A 25,570-nucleotide genomic window follows, 5' to 3' on the forward strand; every position below is an offset into this window, starting at 1 on the left:
GTTAACCCCAGTAGCCGGTATCGAGGGCAGCACTGGGCAGCAGGCCAGACAGGGTGACAGTGCCCAACCCCGTCACCGCGTCTGGCCGGTCATCGGCGTTCGGGCCCAGCCTGCTATTGCCGACCACATTCAAGGTTGTGTCGATCTGCCCGTCGCCATTGATATCGATATCCACGCTGGTCCCGGTAAAGCGGCCATCATCGAGGGGCAGGGCGATGCCGCTACCGCCGGTCAGGATGGTCACGGTCCAATCATGGGTCCTGAAAATCAGGCGGTCGCCCTCGGTCACGGAAAAATCCCTGACCTGATCATGCAGGGTCACCGTGCCACCCTGTTCCGCCAGTGCCACCCAGTGGCCGACGAGATTGTCGGTAATGACAAAGCGGTCGGCGCCGTCACCACCATGGGCGACCGTCAACAGATCGATGACCAGCATATCATCCCCGTCTCCCCCGATCAGCGTGTCCCGTCCGCCGCCGCCGATCAGCGTGTCATTGCCAGCCCCACCGATCAGCAGATCATCGCCCTGGCTGCCGATCAGCAGATCATGCATCTCGCCGCCGCGCAGGGTCAGGGCCGGGACCGGGGGGGGAGGGGGTGCAGAAAGCGACAGAGTGTCAGCGTCGGCCAGTACCGATGTGATGGACATGGGAACAGTTAATCGCGTCCCGTCCGCCGACCGCAGTTCGGCGGCCAGTGTCTTGTCCGCCAGGATCAGGTCGGACGACCTGGTCAGCAGGGTCTGCATGCCGGCCTGTGAGCGGTCGCTCTCCTCCGTGCTGACCGGCAGCGGGGCATGTCTGAACGACAGGGGTCTTTCTGTCGCCGGGCTGGCACTCAATGCAAGCGCGGCAGGGGCCATGGCGTCGACCATCGCGGCATCGGCTGTTTCTGCCGCGATGGCCGGCTCTGTTGACAGGTAGAAATCCACCACCAGCGCCAGGGCCGCCAATACCCCAATATTCTGGGCCTCGGCGAACAGGTCCTGTCCGGACGCCTGGTTCAACAGGCGCCGCAGGTCATCACCCTCGACCAGAAGGTCGCGCGACATATCATGCACCACAAAGGTGCCGCCAATACGGGCGACATGCACCAGCACATTGCCGGTCTTGGCATGGTAGATGACGAACCAGGGATCGCCCTGGTCACTGATCCCCATTGCCGTCTCAATCTCGATCCTGTCCGCCGACAGGGAATCGGTCAGGCGGAACAACTCTGCCTTTTCCTGATTGGTCCAGTGGCCGCTCTGTCGGAGGGTCCGGATAAAGTTCAACAATTCGCCCAACTGCGCTCTCCCCAAAAAACGCGTCGATCCGATGGTTCAGGCAGGAAGGCCGCCATCACCCGGAAACAGCAGGCGATAGACATCCGGTTCATAGAAACGCAGGAGCTGGCGGGCGAATTCTTGATGGGGAACCCCGACACAGTCCGCCCATTGTTCAAAATGTTCAGAGGGTACGCGGCCATGGCCGCCTTCCACCTGGCTGACAAAGGTGTAGTAACGATAGCCCACCTGTTCAGCCAACTGCGCCTGGGTCATGCCCGCGGCCTCGCGCCGGGCAGACAGCCATTTGCCGGCCTGCTTGCGCAGTTCTTTGGTCAGTCTGGCTTTTGGATTGTCCACTCCTGCGGCCTTGCCCCGCTTCTCCGGCTCCATGGTCATCACCGCCTCCACCCTCTGCTGGCTGCAAAGCTGGCATAGGGGTGGAACATGCGCAAGAATGAAATTCATAAATCATAGTTTCAAAAATGATTGACAGCAAAATCATGTTTCAAGATTACTGGATAACGCGATGGCGACGTTCGGGGGGGAACCTGACCGGCGTCCGGATCGTGCAACCCTGTTTGTTTATGGAGAACACAATGTTCGTGATTGACGGTACGCCGCCAATGACCGGCGAAATCCAGATTACCAGCCTGCTCTTGGGGCCGGCCGACGGCGACGTGACGATCCTGCCCTTCCCGTTGCCGGGTGATGAGGGATTGATCACCATTCTGCCGATCTTCGACGATAATTTCTTCGGCGTGCAGCCGCTCACGGTAGATTTTGATTTCAGCGCGCTGACACTCGGGAAGATTGACCTGTCCAGTCTGGACTGGACCAGCCTGCTGCCGTCAGAACTGGTCAGTACGGATGGGTTCGGTTTCCAGTCCTTTGTCCTTAACGATGATGGCGGCGTAACCCTGACATTGCTGGACGGGTCGTCCGTCCTGCTGGAACCGGCCGATCTTGCGGCTATTTCCTTTCCGGTGACGGGGGATGCGGGCCGTCTGGCCGTCGACCCGGTCACCCTGTCCGGTGCTGCGCTGGATGGGTTCAGCGCCGGCTGGATCTAACTCCCTGCGCCACCGGGGCCGCTACCGCGCCCGTTGGCGCGGGTACCACCGGTCAAGGCTTTTGACCGGTGGTATCACAGGCAATGGAGGCCGGGCGGTGGGGCACGACACGACGGGGCAGGCCCCTCTGTCAGGATGGCATAGGCGATCCACGCGACGGGTTGAAGCGGGTTAGCCCCAATCATCGGCGGGCAGGCGACCCGCCAGGCCCAGAACATCGAAACCCATCACCGGGCTCGGGGCATCATCTCCGTCCAGTGACAGTTCATCGCTGTCGGAGGTGATGGGGCGCACAGAAATAATGATATCAATCTCGCCGTCATTATCGGTGTCCAATTGGACCTCGGTCACTGGCGGTATGACGATATCCGGTTTCTGCGACGGTCCTGGCGGCAAAAGACTGCTGATGCCGGTCTCATCCCAGCCCGATGTGATGCCGACATCACCTTCGCCAGTTCCGTTGCCGCGGCCAGTCTCAAGTTCATCCCCCGGCTGGTCCGGGTCGCTGATCTTTGTACCGGAATTGGGGGGAGAGACCGGCCGGCTGGTCTGGATGAGATCGACCGTCACCTGCCACAGGTTCAGACGGAAGGACAACTGGTCGCCATCGGCGAAGCTGAAATCCTTCACATGGTCAGAAAAGGCGACCTTTGTGCCGGCTTGGGTCAGGCTGACCCACTGGCTAAGCAGGCTGTCGGTCACCACGAACCGGTCGGAACCAGGACCGCCATAGGCAATGTCAGCAGCATCCAGCAGCAGCGTGTCATTGCCGGTGGCGCCGTCCAGCGTATCCCGGCCATCCCCACCGACCAGTGTATCGTCGCCCGACCCGCCGATCAGCAGATCATCGCCGTCACCGCCCAGCAGCAGATCATTGCCATCCCCGCCGTGCAGCGTGTCATTGCCGGCCCCGCCGCGTACTGTGTCATTTCCGATGCTGCCGCTCAACTCCAGGGGAGGGAGGGCGGCACCATAGGGGGCGGCTGGTTCAGGACGGGCAGGGGCGGGGCTGGCGGCAGCCTGGCTGGGGCGTAAAGCGCCCGGTGACTGGCCAAAATGGCCGTCTGCCGCCGTCAGAATCAAACTTTCGCCCAGCACCGGTAGAACAGACCATTGTCCCTGCGCACGTTCACTGTTGCCGGGTCTGTCAGCGGCCTGGCTGTCAGGCGGCGGCAGGTCCTGCGGGGCGGAGAGGGTCGCGTCGACGGCAAAGGCCAGCGGCAGCTCGCTGCCCGTGTCGGGGCTGGCTTCGGCTCTTTCGGTATTGAGGAAAAAATCCACCACCAGCGTCAAGGCCGCCAGCACCACGATGTTATTGTATCCACCACCCGCCAGTTCCGCTGCCTCCAGTCCCGAGGCCCGGTTGACCAGGCGGCGGAGATCACTGCCCTCCAGCAGCAGGTCACCCGACATGTCATGCACAACAAACTTGCCGGCGATGCGGGCCACATGCACCAGCACATCGCCGGACGCCGCATCATACACAATGAACCATGGATCACCGCTGTCGCTGATCCCGGTCGCGGTTTCGATCCCGGACCCTTGGCCAGACAGTTCCTCGGCCAGACGGAAAAGCTCCGCCTTCTCCTGGTTGGTCCAGTAGCCGGTTTGCGTCACGGCCCTGATGAACCGCAGCACGTCGCCCAAATCCGCCCCCCTGCGGGTCGCGTCATCCGGGGTTCCCACACCCCGCCCGCGCCCCGTTACATCATGTCAACCAGTCAGCTTTCGCCTGGAAACAACAGACGATGGATTTCTGGTTCGTAGAATCCCAACAGTTTGCGGGCAAAGGCCTGTGGATCGACACCGATGGCCTGGGCCCAGAGTTCGAAATGTTCGGACGGCACACGGCCATGCCCGCCTTCAACCTGTGAGACGAAGGTGTAATAGCGGTAACCGACATGGTCGGCAACCTGCGCCTGGGTCACGCCAGCCTTCTCCCGCTGTGCGCTGAGCCAGCGACCAGCATCGCGCCGCATCTGACGCGTCAGCTTGGTCTTTTCACTTTCCTCGCCACGCGGTTTGGCGCGCGGAGTGGCGGCTGCGGCCATTCTCGACATCTCCGAACTAGACAGGTCAGAAGGTCGCACGGGCCAGCGGTGCGGGCAAGCGACAAAATTTCAGCTTCGCTCATTATAAATTTGCTTGACATAAACTCGCTGTTTCAGGATTACTGGACTTGTTCAAGGCACCGAGAGCATCGCCCCTGTCTCTGGTTCCTTGGACAAAAGCCCCGGGGGCGGCTTTGTCCGCCTCCGGGACTTCCTCAGGATACTGTCGATGTGGATCCCATCGCGCACCGACAGCCAAGGCGCCGATACCCTGTGATGCCCCAATTGCGCGGTATCGGGTGACGGGCCGGTCGGGGAACCTATCGCCCCTTGGAACCCCGACCGGCCTGTCACATGTCCTTTGCAACTGATCCGGGATGATCTCGGCCATCTGCCTATCCCCAAGGTGCGGGTGTCAACTGTTGCCGGCGCTGCCGATCCCCCGCAGTGGGTATGCAAATACGGCATGTCAGGGTTCAAACCCTTTTCCCGGCTGGTAAAATCAGAAAATGCTGTTCCAAGGGCTTTTTTGCCTATTGTTTCAATTGTAACCGCCAGTGCCGGCGGCAGTTTATGCTGATATGCCTAAAAAATGGGCATTAGAAACTTTCGTACCGCAGAGCCGAAATAAGACTTCGTTTAAAAGTCAAAGGGTTACGTTTTAGAAGCGGTCGGGCATACAAATTGCTCTCCAGTCTTATGGAATAGTTGCGCAAGGTAAGGGCACGCTCATGGATAACAGCCTCATCGACCTGACCCGGAATGTGCTTGATGTCGCAAGCCAGAAGGTTTCCGCCATCGAGGATATCAACCGCACCACTAAGATGCTGGCCTTTAACGCCTTGATCGAAGCAGGGCGCGCGGGTGACGCAGGGCGTGGTTTTGCGGTCGTCGCCAATGAAGTGAACTCCATTTCCCGTCAAGTCAGTGTGGTCGCCAGCGAACTCCGCTCAGAAATTGGGCAACTGGTCGATCGCATGGCGACAGTGGGGGAGGACCTGATGGTCCGGTTCCGCGGGCAACGACTGGCTGATCTCGCCCTGAACATGATCGAGATCATCGACCGCAATCTGTATGAGCGGTCTTGTGACGTGCGCTGGTGGGCGACAGACAAGGCGCTGGTTGATTGCCTGGCGTTCCCGTCTGCCGATGCCGCCAGCTTTGCATCCTCCCGGCTCGGCGTGATCCTCGATAGTTACACCGTCTATCTCGACCTGTGGGTCGCCGATCGGCAGGGCAAGGTGGTTGCCACTGGTCGCCCCCGGCGGTTCCCGCATGCGGTGGGTACCAATGTCGCCAACGAACCCTGGTTCCGGCAGGCCCTCAATACCAGGGATGGCTCTGACTTTGCCGTTGTTGATGTCACTGCGAATCCGGTGCTGGACGGGCGGACCGTTGCTACCTATTCCACCGCTGTCCGCCGTGACGGTGCTGTGGATGGCGAGGTGATCGGCGCCATGGGCATTTTCTTCGACTGGGAACCGCAGGCCCGTGCGGTGACGACGGGTGTTCGTCTGGACCGGAGCGAGGAGGCGCAGACGCGCTGTCTGCTGGTTGATGCTGCCGGACGGATCATCTCGTCCTCTGACGGGCGCGGCCAGTTGACCGAAAGCTTCCCGCTGGAGACGCAGGGGCGGTCGATGGGACATTACATAGACAAATACGGCCGGTTGGTCGGATTCGCCCTAACGCCGGGCTACGAAACCTACCGTGGCCTGGGATGGTACGGCGTCATTGTCCAGACCGGTGGCGAGACCGCACACTGACCGCGATGTGAAGCTGGGCAGTCCACCGCCAAGAACCGGACTATCCCCGTAACAGCGATAAAAAGGCGTCGACCAGAGGGTCGGCGCCTTTTCTTTTCGCCCCCCTATGCCGGGCTGGCGAAAACGGTATCACCGTTACATCTCCTTCGTTGGGCGAACCAATATCTGCCTTGGCGCGCCGGGGGGCACGTTTGGAAAGGGGATGTTGGCGGCCTCTGTGACCTGAATCCATATTCGTGTTGCGGTGCAATAGGTATCGACTTTGGTCGATGGCCGGATAAGTGGCGGTTTACCTTGCATGCGTTAGAACCTGTCCGCATGGCGCCTGTACGATTTTGCACTTGCACAATGATCATGAGGCGCGCATAGTCTGTCTCGCGACACGGCCCTATGCCCTCTGTCGTAACGCACTTCTTGGGCGTTTCCTCCCTAAACTCAGGCCGTGGCTATGCCACGGCCTTTTTTTCTGCCCACGATGTAGTGAAATTACTGGTATGGCAGGGTAAATGACGTTGCCCAACAGGGTCGGGCAACGTTTGGGCGGCGCTGGCCGGATCAAGCCGTGGTCTTGGCGTATTTCACTGAACATCCATAGGCGCGGGTGCTGCTGACCGCGACCGGCCTGCCAGCCGCGATATCGGCCAGGGCGGCACGGACATAGTTTTTGGATCCGGGGATATCTGCCTTATCGGCAGTCGGCTTGTCATCAATGGCACCGTCATAGAGCAGGGTGCCATCCGTTCCGATAATGTACATATGCGGTGTGGTCTTGGCCCCAAACGCACGGCCGATCGTGCCAGTGGGGTCCAGGATGGTGGTCGTGGCCGCCCATTTTTCCGATGCGGCGCGGGCCTTGGCGTCAGCGGGACTGACATGGCCCTGCTCACCGGGGGCGGAACTGATGATGGTCAGCCACACGGCACCGGCCTTGGTGGCTTCGGCCTGCACGGCCTGCATGTTGCCCGAATCATAATGTTTGCGGACAAACGGGCAGCCATGGTTGGTCCATTCCAGGACCACCAGTTTGCCCTTGTAATCGGCCAGCGACACCGCAGCACCATCGACATTGGTGCCGGAGAAGGCAGGGGCCGCCTGCCCAACGACAGCGGCCGCGGCCGCGGGCGCGGCAAGTGCCGGCAGGGACAGCAGCGGCGCTACGATGCCGGCGCCCGCCACAGTGGCGGTACTGTTCAGGAAGGAGCGGCGGGTAAGACGAAACGACATGACAGGCCTCCCGTTCTTGGTTGACGCCATGATCTGGTGTCGCCTTTGGGAAAGATCAAACCCCGCCTGCCCGGAAAACCCCTGATTTTGAGGGTGAACAGGCTGTTTCCTCAGATCACCCGGCGCAGGGCCGCCAGGAATGCCCCCATTGACTGACCCAACTGCCCCGACTGGTGCGATAGGCGGCCAGCAGAGCCCAGAACCTGGGTCGACGCGGCACCGGTTTCGGATGCGGCCCGGGTGACCTGGGCAATCCTTTCCGAAACCGAGCGTGTTCCAACGGCCGCCTGTTCGACATTGCGGGCGATCTCGGCGGTGGCGGCGCCCTGTTCCTCCACAGCGGCGGCGATATTGACGGTGGTGCCATTCACATCGGCGATGACCTGGGTGATTTCGTTGATGCTGTCGACGGCCGACTGGGTTGCAGCCTGGATGTCAGCCACCTGGGTCTGGATATCCTCTGTGGCGCGGGCCGTCTGCCCGGCCAGATTTTTCACCTCCGACGCGACCACCGCAAAGCCTTTCCCGGCCTCACCGGCGCGTGCAGCCTCAATGGTGGCGTTCAGGGCCAGCAGGTTGGTCTGGGCGGCGATTTCCTGGATCAGGCCCACAACCTCGCCAATACGCAGGGCAGCGGCGGACAGGGTGGCGACGCGATCATTGGCGGCGCGGGCCCGTCCCACAGCAGCATTGGTGATATCGCGCGAACGATCAACCTGATCGGTGATTGACCGGATGGCAGCGCTTAGTTCTTCGGCGGCGGCAGCCACCGTCTGCACATTGGAACTGGCCTGTTCAGCGGCAGAGGCGACAGCCATGCTTTCATGGTTGGTCCCTTCTGCTGCGTGGGTCATCGTATCGGCGGCACTTTCCATTTCGCGGGCGGCGCGGCCCAGATCGTCGGCAACGGCCTTGATCGTGTTTTCAAATTCGTCCGCGATACGGCGGAAACCCGTGACCTTTTCCGCCATGGCCGTATTGGCGGCATTGATGGCGCGGCTGCCGACCAGGAACGTACCCAGCATGCCCTTTTCAATGACCCGGCGATGATAGTTCTGATTGGTGATGGCCTGCAAAGACGCCGTCGCTTCACGGACGAAAGCATCGGCCCGGTCGGTGGCATCGTTGATCCGATGCAACAGCTCGCCCAGGGCTCCCCCCTCCTGAATGCCGATCACCCGCGCTTCGTAATCACCGCCGGCCAAACGCGCCAGCACCTGACCTGCAGATTGCAGCACCTGATCGACGCGGCCCAGAAAGTAAAAGCTGGCCAGGGCCGCCAGCAGGGTGATGACCCCGCCGGCTATGGCCAGCGTATCCTGGTCCAGTAGATTGCCGCCCAGATTGATCACCGACCCGATCAGCACGGCCACACCCGTCAGCCGGGCTTTAGAGAGAGAAGATGAGTTGTTCATAGCTCACACCCCGGTCGCGCAGTAGCCCCATCAACATTGCTTCACTGGCCGCCATGCCTTCTCGGATGCGGCTGTGTTTGGCCTCCTCGGCCAGCAATTGTTTGTAAAGGGGGCTGATAATGTCGTTGACGATACGTTTATCGGCCGTTCGTCGGCTGGAATGATAGCCGATGATGTTGCCGCCCGTGTCGCGTGACGGGGTGACATGGGCAAAAACCCAGTAATGGTCGCCCGTCAAGGCCCGGTTCAGCACATAGGCAAAAATCTCATTCCCGGTGCCCAGCGTGTCCCACAGCAGTTTGAACACGACCCGCGGCATGTCGGGGTGCCGGATCAGGTTGTGCGGCTTGCCCAGCGCGTCCGCCTCGGAGAGTGCTGCCACGCGCAGGAAGGTGCGGTTGGCATAGGTGATACGACCACCCTTGTCAGTCTTGGTTACAATGATTTCGTCATCATGGAACGGACGTTCCGCCCCGGTCAGAAACGGCCGGGCCTTTCCCGGCGGCGCATCGGCGACACTCATGACGATCTTATCCCTTCTGATCCGCCTCAGGGGCAGCCTGCCACTTACATGCCTGAATGGTTCCTTGGCCGCATTGATCCAGATCAGACCGACAATTGGACCGCCAGTCGCGCAAGGTTAGCTTGACCTGCCGCCAAAAGCGGCAAACATGACCATGAGAGGATTCAATCACTCAGCAGCAGCGGAACGGGAGGGTCAGGCAGTGCGCAAACTCATGGCGACCGTTCTGAAATCGCTGTTCGGTGGCGCTGACCAATCGGCAAAGGCGCGGGGGCGGCCGCGGCTGAAGTTCCGGCGACCAGAACCAGCGCCACAGCCGGAACCGGCGCCGGTGCCGGTGCCACCGGATATGGCCGCGGGTCACGATCACGACCTGGCCTTGCGGCTGCGTCGGATCTTTGACGGCCGCGATCCCACCCAGGCCGGCAGCATCCACCTGCTTGGCCTGGGCAGCCTGCATGAGAAGCTGGGCGCCCGGTGGCCGGAGGTGGCGGCCCGTGTCCATTCACTGGCCGGAAAGCTTCTGAACCAGCATCTGTCACCGCAGGATGCCTGGTTCCGACACGGCGACGAATCTTATGTTGTGGTGTTTGCACAGTTGGGTCCCGAACAGGCCCGTCTGATCTGTGCCAAGGTGGTGGAGGAGTTGCAGGTGATGCTGCTGGGGCACGCCGACACCGACAGCATCACTGTCCGCACCATGGTACATGAGATCGGGTCGGAGGTGATGATGGTACCGGCCAGCCTGACCGATATGCTGGAAGGGGCGAAGCACCGGGCCCATACCCAGGGCATGGGAACAAGTCCCACCCTGATCCAGCCCAGAGGGTTACGTCCCCCGCTTATGGCCCGGGCAAGCCCGCCGGTGGTGCGATACCGCCCGGTCTGGGATGTTAAAAAGCAGATCCTGTCGCTCTACATGGCCCGATGCCATGTGAAGCGCGACGGGCGGCAACTTCTGTGGGGGTATGATTGCCTGGACGATCCTGAGGATGTGGCCGGCATCCTGGACCTGGACCTGCATGTGGCGCGGGAGGCGCTGGAAACGGCGCTGGAGCTTTATGAGAACCGGTTCAGGTTCTTCCTGTCACTGCCGCTGCATTTTGAAAGCCTGGCCGCGACCAGCCGTCGGCAAGAGGTTATGAACACGCTGCGCACCATCCCGCGTCATCTTCTGCCCTTCATGACCTATCACCTCTATCATGTACCGGCGGGGGTGCCCGGCGGGCGTCTATCCGAACTGGTCAGTGCGCTGAAACCGTTTGGGCGGACCGTGATGCTGGAGCAGACCGTTGCCGGCATGGGGCTGGCGGCAGCCGAGGCTGCGGGGGTGCGGGTCGTGAACATCACCCTGCCATATGATGCCTCGGTCGACCGCTGGCGGCCGGAAATCACCCGCTTTGTCGCCAATGCCAGTCGTCACCACCTGTTGCCTGCCGTGGAAGGGGTGAGCAGCCTGGAGATGGAGGCACTGTGCGAGGAGGCGGGGGTGCGGTTTCTTTCCGGTGATCTGATCGGCGATTGGACCGAGGTTCCCGAACATGTTGTCCGCCGCTCCCGCGACGATTTTGAACGCCACAGCGTCAGCATAAAGAACCGTCAGCACGAGTAAAGCGGCCTGGCCTCAGACGGCAGCCGCGGCCGACAGGCGGTCGATGACCTGCCGTCCCTGGATTAGAGCCGCCTCGCACAGCCCCGGCATGCCCGACACCAGACGTTGGGTTTCCACCTTGTCGCCCTCACTGGCAGCGATCATCAGGGCTCGGGAATGCCGTGACAGGGTCATGAATCCGAGGTTTCCTGCGGCGGAGACCAAGGAATGGGCTTCCTTCTCCACCCGGCCCAGATCATCCCCAGCGGCCAGGATTGCCTCCACGCGGGTGTGGAAAGAGGTCAGTGCCTCGTTCAGTAACTGCACGCCGACATCATCGCCCACCACCAGCAGCAGATTATCCAGTACCGCCTGTTCCAGGGCGGGGCCAGCATTGGTCGGTACCAGGGCTGCACCGCCCGAGATCGGGAGCGGGGCTTCGTTTCGGGTCAGGCGGAAGCCGGCAATATCCGCAATGGCTTTGTTGAGCGCCTGGGGCGTAACGGGTTTGGCCACATGGCCGTTCATCCCGGCGTCAAGGCAGGCCTCGCGCTCCTCGCGCAGGACATTCGCGGTCAGCGCCAGGATGGGCAGCGTGCCGCCAGCCTGACGGATCCGCCGCGTGGCCTCCATCCCGTCCATAACGGGCATCTGCACATCCATCAGGACAAGATCGAGGCCGCCCCCGTCCCGCGCCACGCTGCTGACCGCATCCGCGCCGTTCTCCACCACGGTCACATGGTGGCCGGCTTTTTCCAGGATGGTGCGTACCAGCATCTGGTTGGCGAACACATCTTCTGCCAGCAGGATCGACAAGGGTCGATAAGAGGGCAGGGCGGTTGCGTTCACCGTTTCGGTGTCGGGCGGTGGGGCGCTGGTAACTGCAAGCGGCAGGGTGACTTCAAACCGGCTGCCGGCGCCCGGTTGGCTGGTCACCGCGATCTGGCCCTGCATGGCTTCGACCAGACGTTTGGTGATGGCCAGACCCAGACCCGTGCCGCCGAAACGGCGGGTCACCGACGCGTCCAATTGACTGAACGGCATAAACAGATGTTTCTGCCGGTCAGCGGGAATGCCCATGCCCGTATCAATCACGGTCAGGCGCAGTTGCACGCCAGTGCGGGCCACGGTCAGGACCACACTGCCCTTGTTGGTGAATTTTACGGCGTTCGACAGCAGGTTCAACAGCACCTGCCGCAGCCGGGTTGCATCCCCCAACACCCATTCGGGAAGATCGGATGCGATTTCCGTCCGCAGGGACAGGCCCTTATCGGCGGCGCGCGGTGCCAGCAGGGCCATGCAGCTTTCCGCCAGATGGGCGGGATTGAGCGGACCCATCTCCAGTTCAAGACGCCCGGCTTCAATTTTTGACAGGTCCAGAATGTCGTCGACAATGGAGACAAGCGTGCGTGATGCCTCCATCTGCAAGGCCAGCCACTTTTCCCGTTCCGGCACCGGTGCCTTTTCATCGCGCAGCAGATCGGCAAAGCCGATGATTGCGTTCAGTGGTGTGCGGATTTCGTGGCTCATATTGGCCAGAAAGGCGCTTTTGGCGCGTTCGGCCGCCTCGGCCTGTCCCTTGGCATTGGACAGCGCCTCCACCTTGCCGGCCAGTTCGGCATAAAGCGTCTGAAGCTGTTCGGCCATGCGGTTGACGCCCGATGCCAGCACCGCAAACTCGTCGCGTCCCGATACTGGCAGCCGATGGTCCAGCTTGCCCTGACCGATGGCGGACATACCAGCCGCAATCCCGTTCAGGCCTTGCAGAACCCGCCGACTGGCGGCGGTGGCCAAAGCCACTGTAATGGCCAGCAGCAGCAGCGGCAGGACCTGCAAGACCATCAGCAGCCGGCCCCAGGCATTGACCCGTTCATTGGCATGTGCAGCAAGACGGTCTGCGTCCGACGCCATCACATTGTAGCGCAGTTGCAGCGTGTCCTGCGCAACACTGGCCGCTTCGGGGGCGGTGCGCGACTGGGTCAGGCGCACCATTCCGTCCATCATCAGGGCGTTATCCGCCGATATCCGGCGCAGCAGCGCCATGTCCACGGGGTCATTACCGATCCCCCGCATCCGCTCCAGCTCTGCCGATAGTTTCTCATGCGAGCGCTGCCACTGAAAAAGGGCGCGTTCACTGCCCGTGTCGCGATATTCATGCACCAGCAGGCTCAGTTCAAACACCGCCCGCACCAGGGTCTGGGCATCGGTGACCCGCGCAGTGGACCGGTCCATCCATTGCCAGGACCAGAGCGCCGACGCTGTGGACAGTACGAAGGCAACCGCCGCGAAGACCAGGGCTGTGGTGATTCGCGTTCGGATATTCATCGGTTCAGTCCAGCACCGTGACACGTGTCGGATCGACTTCCCGCAGAACATCACTCTGAAGGTAGCCCAGCATCTCACGCCCCGGACTGCCGCCCGCCCGCCGGAGATGCCCTTCCAACGATAGCAGCAGCGCCTGATCAAGACGCAGGGTGAAACCATAACTCTCCCAGTGGCTGCGGACCAGTGCCTCGTCAATGCCGGTGCCAGCGGCCACAATCGGGATGGCGCGCTCGCGGTCCTTCAAAATGGACCATTCGGCCGCCAGGAGGGCGCGTTCAAAACGAACCAGGGCGTCACGTCGGGTTTCCACCACATCACGACGCGTGGAGAGTATCCAACTGCCGGTGTAAAGGCCCGGCATGCTCAACAGGTCAAGCCCGTTGGGAAACAGCTTGGCCCCGGCGATCCGTGTGGTGGTCCAGACCGATGCAGCATCGATCTGGCCATCGGCCAAAGCCTGCATGATGTCATTGCTGCCAAACGGCACGAGTGTGACCTGACCCGTCAACCCCGACTGCATGATCAGCAGGTTCAGGAAATGTTCGGAATTGGTGTCGGGCGAAAAGCCGATGCGTTTGCCGACAAGCGTCGCCGGGCTGGTCAGGTTGCTGCCTTTGGGCGACGCAAGGACAATATCGCGGTCGGATGTCTGTACCGTCGACAGTATGCGGACAGGTTTGCCAGCCATCATGGCACCAGCCGCGGGCACATCGGACGACAGGGCGAGATCAGACCGATGATCCAACAGGGCGTCCATGGCCGATTTGCCATCGGTGATCCGCAGCAGTTCAACGGTCAGCCCTTGGTCAGCGAAATGCCCGTCGGCCTGGGCCACAAAAATCAGGGCAGACATCATCTGACCGCTTTCCGCGACCACCAGATGCGCTGTGCTGTCCTGATTGCGCAGCAGCATGATGCCAAAGGCACTCAACGCGGTGACCAGGATCGAGGCCAGCAACAGTTTCCAAGAACGCCACACGATCATGCCCGCACCAGAATCCCGATCCAGGCGCCTCGGCGCCGTCTCTCATGCGCCTTCAGCCTAACAGGCCAGGGGGCTGGTGACCGCAGTGCGGAACCTATCCTTTGGGTCAGGCGGGGAAGGACCCAAAAAGCCGAAGGGCCGGCCCCTTGCGGGTACCGGCCCTTTTCGGTTGTAAACAGATGGTGGGCGCGACAGGGATTGAACCTGTGACCCCTACCATGTCAAGGTAGTGCTCTCCCGCTGAGCTACGCGCCCATCTGTTTCCTCACCCCGGTTTTGCTATCGTCGCCGGCGTCGTTTCCGACACCGCCATCGGCAGCGCCGTCGGGGTGGGCGTGCTTATAGCGACCTCATCCGGCCATTGCAACACCCTGTTTTGAGAAATTTGTCGTTTTTTTCCGGAACGCGTCCGTTCGGGTGGCGGGGCCCGTCACAATTCGATACATCTTTCAGCCATGAGCAGCCTGGACCCCGCCCTTTCCCCTGACAAGGCGACCGCTCGTCCCCTGGACGTCGGCACGGGCGGTGGCGTGTTCCGCATCTGGCGGCCCCGACAACAGCTTCTGCCCGTGGTCCTGGCCTCGCCCCATAGCGGCCGTGATTATCCGGAAAGTTTTGTGACCCGCTCGCGGTTGGAAGCAAAAGCCCTGCGGCGGTCGGAGGATTGTTTCGTCGACGAGATATTCCGTCCTGCTGCCGAACTAGGCGCCCCCCTGCTGGAGGCGCTGTTTCCGCGCGCCTACCTGGACCCCAACCGCGAACCGTTCGAATTTGATCCCGCCATGTTCGAGGGGGCTCTGCCATCCTATGTGAACAGCCGGAGTCCGCGCGTGGCGGCAGGCCTGGGCACCATCCCGCGCGTTGTCGCCAATGGCGAAGAGATCTATCGCCAGCGGTTGCGGTTTGCCGAGGCAGTGGAGCGCGTGGATCGCTGCTATTACCCTTACCATGCGGCCCTGCGCAGCCTGATCGATGGAACCAAGGCGCTGTTTGGCTATTGCATCCTGGTCGATTGCCATTCGATGCCGTCGATCGACCTGCCGCCGGAGGCAGCAGCCAGCGGCGCACTCGATATGGTGCTGGGGGATTGTTTCGGCAGTGCCTGTGCCCCGCCCGTGACCCAGGCGGCCGAGTCCGTTCTGACCGATCTGGGCTATGTGGTCGGACGCAATGCGCCTTATGCCGGCGGCTATACCACACGGCATTATGGTCGGCCCGCGGATGGGGTTCATGGGTTGCAGATTGAACTGAACCGTTCGCTTTACATGGATGAGGTTGCTTTGGCGCGCCGCCCCTATCTTGAAACCCTGGCCGGTCATATGTGCCAGTTGGTCTCCCGGCTCGCCTCGGTGCCGGCCGAAACGCTGCGCCCGCGCGGCGGCTGACGGGGGGAAGAGGCATGCTGATCCGTACCGCCCGTGCTGGCGACGCCGCCGCCATCGCTGCCATCTACGCCCCTCATGTCAGTGAGGGTACGGCCAGCTATGAAACGATCCCTCCCGATGGCGGCGAGATGGCCTTGCGTATGGCAGCGATCCAGGCGCAGGGTTTTCCCTATCTGGTCGCCGAAAGCGCCGGTACGATCCTGGGCTATGCCTATGGCAGCGCTTTCCGCAGCCGCCCCGGTTACCGGTTCACGGTGGAGAATTCGATCTATGTGGCGCCGCAGGCGCAGGGGGCCGGTGTTGGACGCGCCCTGTTAAAAGCCCTGATTGACCAATGCACGCGCGCCGGATTCCGTCGCATGCTGGCCGTTATTGGCGATGGCAGCAATGAGGGGTCGGTCGGTCTGCACCGCGCCCTGGGATTTGAACTGGCCGGCACCGTGCCAGGTCTTGGCGTTAAACATGGACGCTGGCTGGACTGGGTGCTGATGGTTCGCCCGTTGGGTGACCCCAACGCCCCTCCGCCGGGCCCCCAGGACGCTCCTGGCCTGCCACCGGCGATGTGACGGGCGTTACAGGCCCCGTTGGCGGAGCAGGTCCTGAACCCGGTCCGCCAGCAGGCCGGTATCCCGCAATGGCTGGTACTGCCACTGTTCCACCTGTCCCCGAAAAGGCCGTGTGATCCCGTCTGCCTGCAACCGGCTGTGGAAGCGCTGGAATTTCGGCGCGTTGCCCGGCAGGTCGATGATATGGACCGGTTTGCCGGTGCTGGCCGCCTCCGACACCATGGCGACACTGTCGGACGTGACAATCAGGGCATCGGCCAGGGCCAGCATGCCAAAATAGGGGTTGGGACCGCTGCCATCCCAAAGGAAGACGGGCAGGTCGGCCAATGACTGTCGCAGGATCGCTTCATTCTCAGCGCCGGTGCGGCGCGATGTGGTGATCATCATGCCGACCCCATGCTCTCGCACCAGCCTGGCCAACTGTGTCGCCGTGTTGGTCATCAGGTCCGGTGTCAGGCGGCAGAAGCGGTTCGACCCGCCAATCATGACGGCCACCAAAGGCCGCGGCTGCCCGGCGGCCAAGGGTGCCCAGTCGATGGCGGCGGCGTCCAGCTTCTGCGCGGTCACCCGGTGGATGGCCCCGATGCTTACCACCAGATTGGCCGCTGACTTACCATCATGGCGGGGCAGGGAGACCAGATCGAACCGGTCAAACGGCACGCCCGGATTCTGGATATGCACCCGCACCGTGCGTGCTGACCGCCGGCCAATGGCCATCGACAGCGCCACGGCCTGTCGTCCTGAACTGATCAGCAGGTCCGGCCAGGGCGGGTCCAGCCGGTCCGATGCGGAGGACAGGGGCAGGTCCAGCCCAGGCAGAGGCAGGTAGGGTGTGGTCTGTCGCCAAGGGCTGCGCAGGGCCACCCGCTTCACCATTGGGGTCAGACCCAGGGCTTCGGCCAATCCCAGGCAGGGGTTTTCGATTCCCGCCCGTCCATCCGACAAAACCCAACATGTAGGAGTTTTGTTGTTCGCATACGTATGCGAGGACTTGTCCCCAGGAAATTTTGTGTCGCAATCCGGCTCGCCCTTGCGGCCTGAGCCGTCCCGTGTAATATCCTTGCTCAAATCAAGAACTCCTGGAGTTAAAAAATCACCATGCGGCGGGTCAAACTCGACCGAATTGATCGGCGCATCCTGCGCGACCTGCAGGCGGACGGCCGGATGACCAATGTTGAATTGGCGCGGCGGGCCGGTATCTCGGCTCCCCCCTGTTTGCGGCGTGTACGTGCGCTGGAAGAGGCGGGCTATATCCGAGGCTACCATGCCGACATCAATCCGGAATCCATGGGCTTCCATGTCACGGTTTTCGCACAGGTCGGCCTGTCGTCCCAGGCGGAAAGCGATCTGAAGCGCTTCGAATCGCTGGTCAATTCCTGGCCGGAGGTTCGGGAGTGCAACATGCTGGCCGGTGAGACGGACTTCCTTCTGAAGGTGGTTGCCGTCGACTGGGACAGCTATCAGCGCTTCCTGACCACCAAACTGACGGCGGCACCCAATGTCAGTCATGTGAAGTCGGCCCTGGCCATCCGCCAGTCCAAATACGCCCCTGGCGTGCCGATTGATGTGGATGTCGGTCCGGAGTCGAAGGACGAGGACGACGAGGATATCGAAGACTGAGGGTCTTCGCGGGAAAGGCGCCCCACGGGGCGCCTTTTTTGTTTTAACCGATGGCCATCCGCGCCAGCCCGAACGCCGCCCCTGCCAGCACCAGCCAATGCACAGCCAGGTTAAAGCGCAGCAGTGCGATCAAGGCGATGGCCGCCACGAACAGGGCCACCCAATTCACCCGCCCGCCGGTCAGAATCACCGCTTCGCCCAGCACCACGCCCAGGTTCAGGATCACACCGACCACGGCGGCCGTGATGGCTGCCAGCGCCCCGGCCGCTGCGCGGTTATGGATCAGCGCCTCCACATAGGGTGCCCCGGCGAAAATGAAGAAAAAGCACGGCAGGAACGTGACATAGGTGGTCAGAACGGCACCGATCACCCCGGCCAGACCGGGTGACAGGTCTCCTGGTTGGTTCCAGCCCGCAAAGAAGCCGACATATTGGGTAACCAGGATCAGCGGACCTGGCGTGCTTTCGGCCAGAGCCAACCCGTTTACCATGTCAGCAGGCGTCAGCCATTGATAGGTTTCAACCGCCCGTTCCGCGATGAACGGCAGCACCGCATAGGCGCCACCAAAGGTCACGAATGCCGAGGTGGTGAACAGGTCGGCAATATCAGCCCAAGGCTTCTGCCCCAGCAGCAGCACAACACCGATCACCGGCACCAACAACAGCCCGGCGAACAGCATCGACAGGCGCAGCAACCGTTTCCCGCTGCGATCCGCCTGTTGGTCATCCGGCACAAAATCATCCGTCACCCCGTGTCCGACCGGCGCGAACACTGGTTTGCCTGCCTTGGCCGCGAGATAGCCGATCAGGGCGGCGCCGGCAATCAGCGCCGGGAAGGGCAGGTGGCCAAGATAAAGGCCCAGGAACGCCACCAGGGCCAGCAGTAGCGGGGCCGGGCCCTTGAGCGTGCGCCGGCCCAGGCGCCAGACGGAAGCAGCGATGATGGCGATGACCACCGGCTTTACCCCGTCAAACAGGGCGGCCACCCAGGCCAGATCCCCATGTTCGGCCGCCAGCCAGGACAGACCCAGGAGCACCAGCGCCCCTGGCAGGACAAACAGCCCGCCCGCGACCAGTCCGCCCAGCGTCCCATGCAGGCGCCATCCGATATAGGTGGCCAATTGCTGTGCCTCTGGCCCTGGCAGCAGCATGGCGAAGTTCAGCCCGTGCAGGAACCGCGTGCTGTCAATCCAACGGCGTTTATCCACCAGTTCCTGCTGCATCAGCGCAATCTGTCCGGCTGGGCCACCAAAGCTGACACAGCCCAGCCAGAACCAGAACCGCAACGCCTCCCCGAAACCGGGCATCCTGATCTCCCTTCACCCAAACGGGCGAATGCTGCCGGGGTGGTCGCAGGGATGCAACCTTGTCATTGTGACAAGACAAAGAATGCGCTGACGCGGCCCTTGCGTCAGGAAGAAGGGATAGAACCCTGGATCGGCCCGATGTACACGCCCATACATTTCAAGATGGAAGACAGCGACACGCTCGCCCTTCTGGAAACAATGTCCTTCGCCACACTGGTCAGCCTGGGCCAGGGCGGGTTGTTATCCACGCCACTGCCGCTGCTACTGGACCGGTCGGATGGGGGTATCCGTCTGATCGGCCATGTGGCCCGCGCCAATCCACACTGGAAAGATTTTGATCCGGCTGTGCCCTCACTGGCTGTTTTTCAGAGCGGCGACGGCTATGTCACACCAGCATGGTATGCAGAGAAGCAGAAAACCGGCAAGGTTGTGCCCACCTGGAACTATATTACCATCCATGCCCATGGGCGGCTGGAGATAGTGTCGGATGCGGCGGGATTGCTGGAGATCGTCAACCGCCTGACCAACCGGCATGAGGCCGGGCGGGAGCAGCCCTGGCAGGTTGGTGATGCGCCGCCGGACTATATCGCTGCCATGCTGCGCGGCATAGTCGGTGTTGTCCTGCATGTGGAAAGGCTGGAGGGCAAGGCCAAATTGTCCCAGAACAAGGATGAAACGGACCGCGCCACCATCCGCGCCGGGATGGCGGCGATCCTGCCCATCCCGTGACGGCTAAGCCCGGCCCATTAATCCCAGGCGAATGGCAAGGCCAAGGAAAACCGTGCCGGACGCCCAGTTCAGCAGTTTGGCCACCGTCGGGTTGCGGGCCAGATGTCGGCCCAACCCGCCCGCACCGGCACCCACAGCAGCATTCACCACCGTGCCGGACACATTCATCATCGTGCCCAGGATCAGGGCCTGTATCACCACGCTGCCGCGGGCGGGGTCGATGAATTGCGGCAGGAACGCCACGAAAAAGATCGCCACCTTGGGGTTCAGCATATTGGTGATCGCCCCACGCAGGAAGATGCGGCGGATGTCCTTCTGCGTCACCTTGGCGCCGTCGGCCGCCGGCGGGGCAGCGCGGAATGTGTTCCAGGCCAGCCAGACCAGATAGGCGGCCCCCGTCCAGCGCACAATCTCAAACAGGAGGGGTGAGGCCATCAGCAGTCCGGCCAGCCCGAAGGCCGCCGCCGCCGTGTGCACCATGGCCCCGCATGCCACACCCAGGGCAGCGGCCACCCCCGCGGTTGTCCCCCGATGTGCCCCGCTGCCCAGGCAGAACATCATGTCCGGGCCCGGGGTCAGGTTCAGCGCCAGGGCGGCGGCCATGAACAGCAGCAATGTCTCAACAGGGAAATCGGGCATGGGCGGGGCACTCCATCACCGTCGATGCCCCCATGCTGACGCTGAAGGCCGGCTTACGCCACCACGATTTCTTCAGCCCTGTATCCCTGGATGTAGAGAAGGGCCGTGAGGTCGCCATGGTCGATCCGGGCACGGGCCTGCGCGGCCACGCTGGGCTTGGCGTGATAGGCCACACCCATGCCCGCCGCCAGCAGCATGGGCAGGTCGTTGGCGCCATCACCCACGGTGATGCTGGCCGCCACGGGCACGCGCTTGGCGGCCGCGATGCGGATCAGGGCCTGATGCTTGGCATCCTTGTCGAGGATCGGCTCGAATACCGTGCCGGCCAGCTTGCCACCCTCGGCAATCAGATCATTGGCCTGATCCTCGTCAAAGCCCAGCGTTTCGCGGACATGCGCGGTGAAGGTCTTGAACCCGCCTGAGACCAGGGCGCAGTAAACCCCATGTTTCTTCAACGTAGCGATCAGGGTGGACGCCCCCGGCATATAGGTGATGCGCCCGATCATATCGGTCAGCACACCGGCATCCAGCCCGGCCAGCAGCGCCACACGTTCACGCAGCGCGCCCTTGAAGTCGATCTCGCCATTCATGGCGCGGTGGGTGATGGCGGCGATACGCTCCCGCGCCCCAACCAGATCGCCCAGCTCGTCCAGCATCTCCTGCTGGATAATGGTGGATTCCATATCGGCGACCAGCACCGACTTGCGCCGGCCCTCCACCTCTTGCGCCACGATATCTACGGGCAGGCCCGCCAGCGCCTTGGCCACCGCCGCCTGCGCCTGATCATCATTCAGCCCGTCAAAGCCGATATCGCAGGCAATGCCCGGCACCAGCCAGTCTGCCGGCGCCGTCTGCGCCCCCAGATCGGCCAGGGCCGCACGCGTGGTCTTGGCGACGGCATCATCCATCTTGAAGGCAGCCGGATCGGCGATCAGGGTCAAGACTTGGCGCAGCATCGTAGGTCCCGTCCATAGGAGGTGGTCGATTGCCGCCCTTATCGCCGCTGCGAGACGGGAGCGCAATGGTGGCTGGACGGGGGGCGGGGATGCTCAATCGTGGCGGGGGTGGATGCGCACTTTCCGTTCCTGCCGCAATTGCAGGAACCGGTCGATCAGCCGTCGATAGAAGCCCGGCGGAAGCAGACCATAGGCGAAACGTCCCTGATTTCCGGGCACGGGATGCAGGTCGAAACCGGGCCAATTGAAGACATTCAGATCATTCAGCACGACCCAAGACTTCTCCCCATCCAATCCCAGATGCGCCTTCACGGCAGAGGGGATTTCCAGGCAAGCGGTTGGGTCGGCTGGCGGGCTGTGGGTGATGGGGGCCACTGTCACCTGGGGTGTAGCGCTTCCGTCAGGTTGGACACACAGCAGGATTGCGGCGGGCCTGTTCTTCCGCCCCTCTGTCAAACCCGCCAATGCTTCATGTCGCCAGAGATAGGAATAACAGATGACAAGGCCGTTTTCCGGCTTTGGCAAGCTCATCCCTGCTTACTCGTCTAGTAAGCTATCAAGATGGTGATGGGCTGGATCCATCTGGGCCTTGCCGATGGCCTCCACGATCTCGTCAGGCAGTTCCTCGATAAGGTAGGCCTTGCGTGCGGCCTGCGCCTTCAGCCTTTGATATTCCTCGAAGGCTGGGGCCGACATGAAATAGCCGCTGGTCCGACCATGGCTGGTGATGGCGACCGGCTCCCGCTGCGCCTCCTCTTTGTAACGGCCGAAATTCTTGGCGAACTCTGTGGCGGTGACGGCAACCATGCGCCTCTCCGTAAGTTCTGTAATTTACGGAATTGTAGTGCGCTTTGGGTTTATGTCCAGAGACATCAACTGTTCTGCACCCATCTGGAACCGGCATAATATGCCCTTCATGGAAATGGAGATGTTGCCATGGCCACGATCCTTGCCCAGAAGGCTGGTAAAAACGCAGATGCAAGGCGGGAAACGCGCGCTGCTGCTTCCGCGCGCCTGAAATCCATTTTAGATAAATCGTCGCTCCCGAGCGAGATTGAAGGACTGTCCGACGAAGAGATTGCCCGGATGGCCGACGACATGGTGCGTGAGGTCAGGTCGGCGACCCGTGGCGGCGCTTGATAGGCGGGTTATCATCGACTGCAATGTCGTTGTCTCGGCGGCGCTGGGCAGTGTCTTTCTGGATGAATTTGGCTGACGGTCCGCTTGCGAAACCCCGCCTCAGGGGCTAACACCCGTCCATGAGCCAGCCCACTACCCCACCTCGCCCCGTCCTCATCATCGGCGGCCCCACCGCGTCCGGCAAGTCAGGGCTGGCGCTGGCCTGGGCGAAGCGCGCCGGTGGGGTGGTGATCAATGCTGACTCTATGCAGGTCTATGCCGATCTGCGTATCGTCACGGCCCGCCCGTCAGAGGCGGACGAGGCCGAGGCGCCGCACACTCTCTATGGTGTCGTGCCCGCGTCGGTACGGATGAGTGCGGCGCGCTGGCGCGAACTGGCGCTGGCGGAGATAGACACGGCCCATGCGGCTGGGCGTCTGCCCATCGTGGTGGGCGGAACCGGTCTTTACCTGCGCTCCCTGATGCAGGGCCTGTCCGACATCCCCGACATCCCAGCCCCGGTACGCCAGGCCGCCATGGAGCTTCAGGGCGACATTGGCAGTCCCGCTTTGCATGAAAGGCTGGCCGTGGTCGATCCCGTAACGGCCGCGCGCCTGCACCCGACCGACAGCCAGCGCCTGATCCGTGCCTGGGAGGTCATTCAGGCCACGGGACGGTCGATCAGCGACTGGCAGGCGGCCCCACCCGCCGACGTGCCCACGCATCTGTCCTTTACCACCCTGGTCGTGGAACCCCCGCGTCCGCGCCTTTATGCCCAGTGCGACAAGCGTTTCGTGACAATGCTGGAACAGGGGGCGGCGGCGGAGGTGGCAGCGCTGATGGCGCAGAACCTGGACCCGGCCTTGCCCGCCTGTAAGGCGCTGGGCGTGCCCGAAATCGCCGCCATCCTGACCGGTGCCATGGACCGGGAAGCCGCCATTGCGAAGGCGCAGCAACTGACCCGCAATTATGCCAAGCGTCAGTTAACATGGTTCCGTAACCAAATGCCTGCCGCAGTGCGGTTGGATTCGACGGAACTTGCATCTGAGATCGCGTTCACGAAATTTTATGACCGGATCATGACAGGCATGACTAAGAACATTGCCAAAATCGGTTGACCATCTTTCCGGTTCCGTCTAGGGTGCCGCCACGTCGCCTTTCGCCCCTGCGAGATGCGGCGTTTTTCAACCCCGTTGGAACTGTTTGAAAGCGTCTGCCATGTCTTCGGGAACCATCCTCTCCGGTGCGGAAATCGTCATCAAGGCCCTTAGGGACCAAGGTGTAGATACGATCTTCGGGTATCCGGGCGGGGCGGTACTACCCATCTATGATGCGTTGTTCAAACAGAACCAGATCAAGCATGTCCTGGTTCGCCACGAACAAGCCGCTGTCCACGCCGCCGAAGGCTATGCCCGTTCGTCGGGCAAGGTCGGTGTTGTGCTGGTCACGTCCGGCCCCGGTGCCACCAATGCCGTCACCGGCTTGGTCGATGCGCTGATGGACAGCATTCCGATCGTCTGCCTGACGGGCCAGGTGCCCACGCATCTGATCGGTAATGATGCGTTCCAGGAATGCGACACCACCGGCATCACCCGGCCGGCGACCAAGCACAATTATCTGGTCAAGGATGTCAATAATCTGGCCCGTACGCTGCACGAAGCATTCTATGTGGCCAAGAATGGACGTCCTGGCCCGGTTGTCATCGACATCCCCAAGGATGTGCAGTTTGCCGACGGCGTCTATCGCACGCCGGGCGAAAGCCAGCCCAAATCCTATCGCCCGCAGGTGAAGCCCGACCTGAACAAGGTCGAGGAAGCGGTGGAGATGCTGGCCAATGCCAAGCGGCCCATCTTTTATGTTGGCGGCGGCGTCATCAATGCCGGCCCGGTGGCCAGCCAGTTGTTGACACAACTGGTGCGCATGACCGGATATCCCTGCACCACCACGCTGATGGGTCTGGGCGCCTATCCCGCCCATGATCAGCAGTGGCTGGGCATGCTGGGCATGCACGGGACCTATGAGGCCAATCTGGCCATGCATGGCTGTGACCTGATGGTTTGCGTCGGCGCCCGGTTTGACGACCGCGTCACGGGCAAGATCAGCGAGTTCAGCCCCGGATCGAAGAAGATCCACATTGATATCGACCCGTCGAACATCAACAAGAATGTGCGTGTGGATCTGCCGATCGTCGGCGATGCGGCCTATGTCCTGGAAGATATGATCCGCATCTGGAAGGCCCGCAACAAGCGGGCCGACCAGGTGGCGCTGAAGGCCTGGTGGGACCAGATCGCTGTCTGGCGGTCAAAGGATTGCCTGCGCTATGAGAAGACTGACAAGGTCATCAAGCCGCAATATGCGCTGGAACGTCTGCGCGCCGCCGTGGCCGGCCGCGATGATGTGTATATCAGCACGGAAGTCGGCCAGCATCAGATGTGGGCGGCGCAGTTCCTGCCCTTCAATAAGCCGAACCGCTGGCTGACCTCGGGCGGGCTGGGCACCATGGGCTATGGTCTGCCCGCCGCCATCGGTGCGCAGATTGCCAACCCTGGCGCGCTGTGCATTGATGTCGCGGGTGAGGCGTCGATCCTGATGAATATTCAGGAAATGGCGACGGCCCTTCAGTACCGCCTGCCAGTCAAGGTCTTTATCCTCAATAACCAGTGGATGGGCATGGTCCGGCAGTGGCAGGAGCTGCTGCATGGTTCGCGCTATTCGGAAAGCTATTCAGAGGCGCTGCCTGACTTTGTGAAGCTGGCTGATGCCTTTGGCGGTGTGGGGCTGCGCGCCACCAAAGTGTCGGAAGTGGATGATGTCATCGCCGAGATGATCGCCACCCCCCGCCCCGTGATTGTCGACATGTGCGTGGATCAGAAGGAAAACTGCTTCCCCATGATCCCTGGCGGCAAGGCCCATAATGAAATGCTGCTGGGCCCAGCGGACAAGGTCTCCGAAGCCACGCCGGAGGAGGGGATGGTGCTGGTGTAATCCAGCCATCCTCATATCCGCCTCGACCGACCCTGACCCGACTTCCCG

The 25,570-nt window shown here is 62.1% G+C and carries 25 protein-coding genes and 1 tRNA gene; 10 read left to right on the forward strand and 16 right to left on the reverse strand.

What is annotated here, in order from left to right:
* Position 1: 1 nt before the first annotated feature.
* Both CHU95_RS23100 and CHU95_RS17965 read right to left on the reverse strand, forming a co-directional pair.
* Positions 2 to 1,285, reverse strand: coding sequence for a calcium-binding protein (locus CHU95_RS23100; RefSeq protein WP_094457694.1), 1,284 nt, complete (start codon positions 1,283 to 1,285; stop codon positions 2 to 4).
* A 36-nt stretch (positions 1,286 to 1,321) separates the two neighbouring features.
* Entirely contained in the window at positions 1,322 to 1,663 is a 342-nt protein-coding gene (locus CHU95_RS17965) for a helix-turn-helix domain-containing protein (RefSeq protein WP_245838381.1), read from the reverse strand.
* 200 nt (positions 1,664 to 1,863) lie between these two features.
* On the opposite strand from CHU95_RS17965, the gene CHU95_RS17970 reads away from it, so the two are divergent.
* Complete coding sequence (locus tag CHU95_RS17970; RefSeq protein WP_133065568.1) at positions 1,864 to 2,337, forward strand: hypothetical protein; 474 nt, start codon at positions 1,864 to 1,866, stop codon at positions 2,335 to 2,337.
* Between the two features lie 171 nt (positions 2,338 to 2,508).
* Here CHU95_RS17970 and CHU95_RS23105 read toward each other — a convergent pair whose 3' ends face one another.
* Both CHU95_RS23105 and CHU95_RS17980 read right to left on the reverse strand, forming a co-directional pair.
* Positions 2,509 to 3,975, reverse strand: a complete 1,467-nt coding sequence (locus tag CHU95_RS23105; protein WP_281255175.1) for a hypothetical protein — start codon at positions 3,973 to 3,975, stop codon at positions 2,509 to 2,511.
* A gap of 83 nt (positions 3,976 to 4,058) precedes the next feature.
* A complete protein-coding gene (locus CHU95_RS17980; protein WP_245838382.1) occupies positions 4,059 to 4,388 on the reverse strand; it encodes a helix-turn-helix domain-containing protein in 330 nt (109 codons plus the stop codon).
* 731 nt (positions 4,389 to 5,119) lie between these two features.
* On the opposite strand from CHU95_RS17980, the gene CHU95_RS17985 reads away from it, so the two are divergent.
* On the forward strand, positions 5,120 to 6,154 hold the full coding sequence (locus tag CHU95_RS17985; RefSeq protein ID WP_094457696.1) for a methyl-accepting chemotaxis protein: 1,035 nt from the start codon (positions 5,120 to 5,122) through the stop codon (positions 6,152 to 6,154).
* Between the two features lie 555 nt (positions 6,155 to 6,709).
* On the opposite strand, the gene CHU95_RS17990 is transcribed toward CHU95_RS17985, so the two are convergent.
* From CHU95_RS17990 to CHU95_RS18000, 3 genes are all read right to left on the reverse strand, one after another.
* Complete coding sequence (locus CHU95_RS17990) at positions 6,710 to 7,378, reverse strand: thioredoxin family protein (RefSeq protein WP_094457697.1); 669 nt, start codon at positions 7,376 to 7,378, stop codon at positions 6,710 to 6,712.
* Positions 7,379 to 7,488: 110 nt separating this feature from the next.
* Entirely contained in the window at positions 7,489 to 8,793 is a 1,305-nt protein-coding gene (locus tag CHU95_RS17995) for a methyl-accepting chemotaxis protein (protein ID WP_094457698.1), read from the reverse strand.
* Positions 8,768 to 9,316, reverse strand: a complete 549-nt coding sequence (locus CHU95_RS18000; RefSeq protein WP_094457699.1) for a PAS domain-containing protein — start codon at positions 9,314 to 9,316, stop codon at positions 8,768 to 8,770. The genes CHU95_RS17995 and CHU95_RS18000 overlap by 26 nt, the downstream gene beginning before the upstream one ends.
* A 202-nt stretch (positions 9,317 to 9,518) precedes the next feature.
* Between CHU95_RS18000 and CHU95_RS18005 the strand changes: the two genes are divergently transcribed.
* Entirely contained in the window at positions 9,519 to 10,928 is a 1,410-nt protein-coding gene (locus tag CHU95_RS18005) for a hypothetical protein (RefSeq protein WP_133065569.1), read from the forward strand.
* A gap of 12 nt (positions 10,929 to 10,940) precedes the next feature.
* On the opposite strand, the gene CHU95_RS18010 is transcribed toward CHU95_RS18005, so the two are convergent.
* From CHU95_RS18010 to CHU95_RS18020, 3 genes are all read right to left on the reverse strand, one after another.
* On the reverse strand, positions 10,941 to 13,232 hold the full coding sequence (locus CHU95_RS18010; protein ID WP_165772247.1) for an ATP-binding protein: 2,292 nt from the start codon (positions 13,230 to 13,232) through the stop codon (positions 10,941 to 10,943).
* Positions 13,233 to 13,236: 4 nt separating this feature from the next.
* On the reverse strand, positions 13,237 to 14,217 hold the full coding sequence (locus tag CHU95_RS18015) for an ABC transporter substrate-binding protein (protein WP_094457702.1): 981 nt from the start codon (positions 14,215 to 14,217) through the stop codon (positions 13,237 to 13,239).
* Positions 14,218 to 14,397: 180 nt separating this feature from the next.
* Positions 14,398 to 14,472: transfer RNA gene (locus tag CHU95_RS18020), tRNA-Val, on the reverse strand.
* A gap of 200 nt (positions 14,473 to 14,672) precedes the next feature.
* On the opposite strand from CHU95_RS18020, the gene CHU95_RS18025 reads away from it, so the two are divergent.
* Entirely contained in the window at positions 14,673 to 15,602 is a 930-nt protein-coding gene (locus tag CHU95_RS18025; RefSeq protein WP_094457703.1) for an N-formylglutamate amidohydrolase, read from the forward strand.
* Between the two features lie 14 nt (positions 15,603 to 15,616).
* Positions 15,617 to 16,168, forward strand: a complete 552-nt coding sequence (locus CHU95_RS18030; protein WP_094457704.1) for a GNAT family N-acetyltransferase — start codon at positions 15,617 to 15,619, stop codon at positions 16,166 to 16,168.
* Between the two features lie 6 nt (positions 16,169 to 16,174).
* Here the strand turns inward: CHU95_RS18030 and CHU95_RS18035 are convergent, their stop codons facing one another.
* Entirely contained in the window at positions 16,175 to 17,113 is a 939-nt protein-coding gene (locus tag CHU95_RS18035) for a mitochondrial fission ELM1 family protein (protein WP_094457705.1), read from the reverse strand.
* Between the two features lie 153 nt (positions 17,114 to 17,266).
* Between CHU95_RS18035 and CHU95_RS18040 the strand changes: the two genes are divergently transcribed.
* Positions 17,267 to 17,788 (forward strand): Lrp/AsnC family transcriptional regulator, encoded by a 522-nt coding sequence (locus CHU95_RS18040; protein WP_165772248.1) that lies wholly within the window; start codon positions 17,267 to 17,269, stop codon positions 17,786 to 17,788.
* Positions 17,789 to 17,831: 43 nt separating this feature from the next.
* On the opposite strand, the gene chrA is transcribed toward CHU95_RS18040, so the two are convergent.
* Positions 17,832 to 19,094 carry a chromate efflux transporter gene (gene chrA / locus CHU95_RS18045; RefSeq protein ID WP_094457707.1) on the reverse strand — a complete coding sequence of 421 codons (1,263 nt, stop codon included), beginning with the start codon at positions 19,092 to 19,094 and terminating at the stop codon, positions 17,832 to 17,834.
* A 138-nt stretch (positions 19,095 to 19,232) separates the two neighbouring features.
* Here chrA and CHU95_RS18050 point away from each other — a divergent pair, with 138 nt between their 5' ends.
* Positions 19,233 to 19,823 carry an FMN-binding negative transcriptional regulator gene (locus CHU95_RS18050; protein WP_094457708.1) on the forward strand — a complete coding sequence of 197 codons (591 nt, stop codon included), beginning with the start codon at positions 19,233 to 19,235 and terminating at the stop codon, positions 19,821 to 19,823.
* Between the two features lie 3 nt (positions 19,824 to 19,826).
* Here CHU95_RS18050 and CHU95_RS18055 read toward each other — a convergent pair whose 3' ends face one another.
* The 4 genes from CHU95_RS18055 to CHU95_RS18070 all read right to left on the reverse strand — a co-directional run bounded on the left by CHU95_RS18055 (position 19,827) and on the right by CHU95_RS18070 (position 22,225).
* Positions 19,827 to 20,462, reverse strand: coding sequence for a LysE family translocator (locus CHU95_RS18055; RefSeq protein ID WP_094457709.1), 636 nt, complete (start codon positions 20,460 to 20,462; stop codon positions 19,827 to 19,829).
* Between the two features lie 53 nt (positions 20,463 to 20,515).
* Positions 20,516 to 21,415 carry a phosphoserine phosphatase SerB gene (serB, locus tag CHU95_RS18060; protein WP_094457982.1) on the reverse strand — a complete coding sequence of 300 codons (900 nt, stop codon included), beginning with the start codon at positions 21,413 to 21,415 and terminating at the stop codon, positions 20,516 to 20,518.
* A 96-nt stretch (positions 21,416 to 21,511) separates the two neighbouring features.
* Positions 21,512 to 21,949, reverse strand: coding sequence for a growth inhibitor PemK (locus CHU95_RS18065; RefSeq protein ID WP_094457710.1), 438 nt, complete (start codon positions 21,947 to 21,949; stop codon positions 21,512 to 21,514).
* 6 nt (positions 21,950 to 21,955) lie between these two features.
* Positions 21,956 to 22,225 (reverse strand): type II toxin-antitoxin system Phd/YefM family antitoxin, encoded by a 270-nt coding sequence (locus CHU95_RS18070; RefSeq protein ID WP_094457711.1) that lies wholly within the window; start codon positions 22,223 to 22,225, stop codon positions 21,956 to 21,958.
* Between the two features lie 129 nt (positions 22,226 to 22,354).
* On the opposite strand from CHU95_RS18070, the gene CHU95_RS18075 reads away from it, so the two are divergent.
* From CHU95_RS18075 to CHU95_RS18085, 3 genes are all read left to right on the forward strand, one after another.
* Complete coding sequence (locus tag CHU95_RS18075; RefSeq protein ID WP_094457712.1) at positions 22,355 to 22,558, forward strand: hypothetical protein; 204 nt, start codon at positions 22,355 to 22,357, stop codon at positions 22,556 to 22,558.
* Between the two features lie 119 nt (positions 22,559 to 22,677).
* Positions 22,678 to 23,655: a tRNA (adenosine(37)-N6)-dimethylallyltransferase MiaA gene (miaA, locus tag CHU95_RS18080; protein ID WP_094457713.1), complete on the forward strand. Its 978-nt coding sequence runs from the start codon at positions 22,678 to 22,680 to the stop codon at positions 23,653 to 23,655.
* Between the two features lie 100 nt (positions 23,656 to 23,755).
* Complete coding sequence (locus CHU95_RS18085) at positions 23,756 to 25,522, forward strand: acetolactate synthase 3 large subunit (protein WP_094457714.1); 1,767 nt, start codon at positions 23,756 to 23,758, stop codon at positions 25,520 to 25,522.
* The last annotated feature ends 48 nt before the right edge of the window (positions 25,523 to 25,570 follow it).

Source organism: Niveispirillum lacus, from assembly GCF_002251795.1.
In the GTDB taxonomy this organism is placed as follows: Bacteria; Pseudomonadota; Alphaproteobacteria; order Azospirillales; family Azospirillaceae; genus Niveispirillum; species Niveispirillum lacus.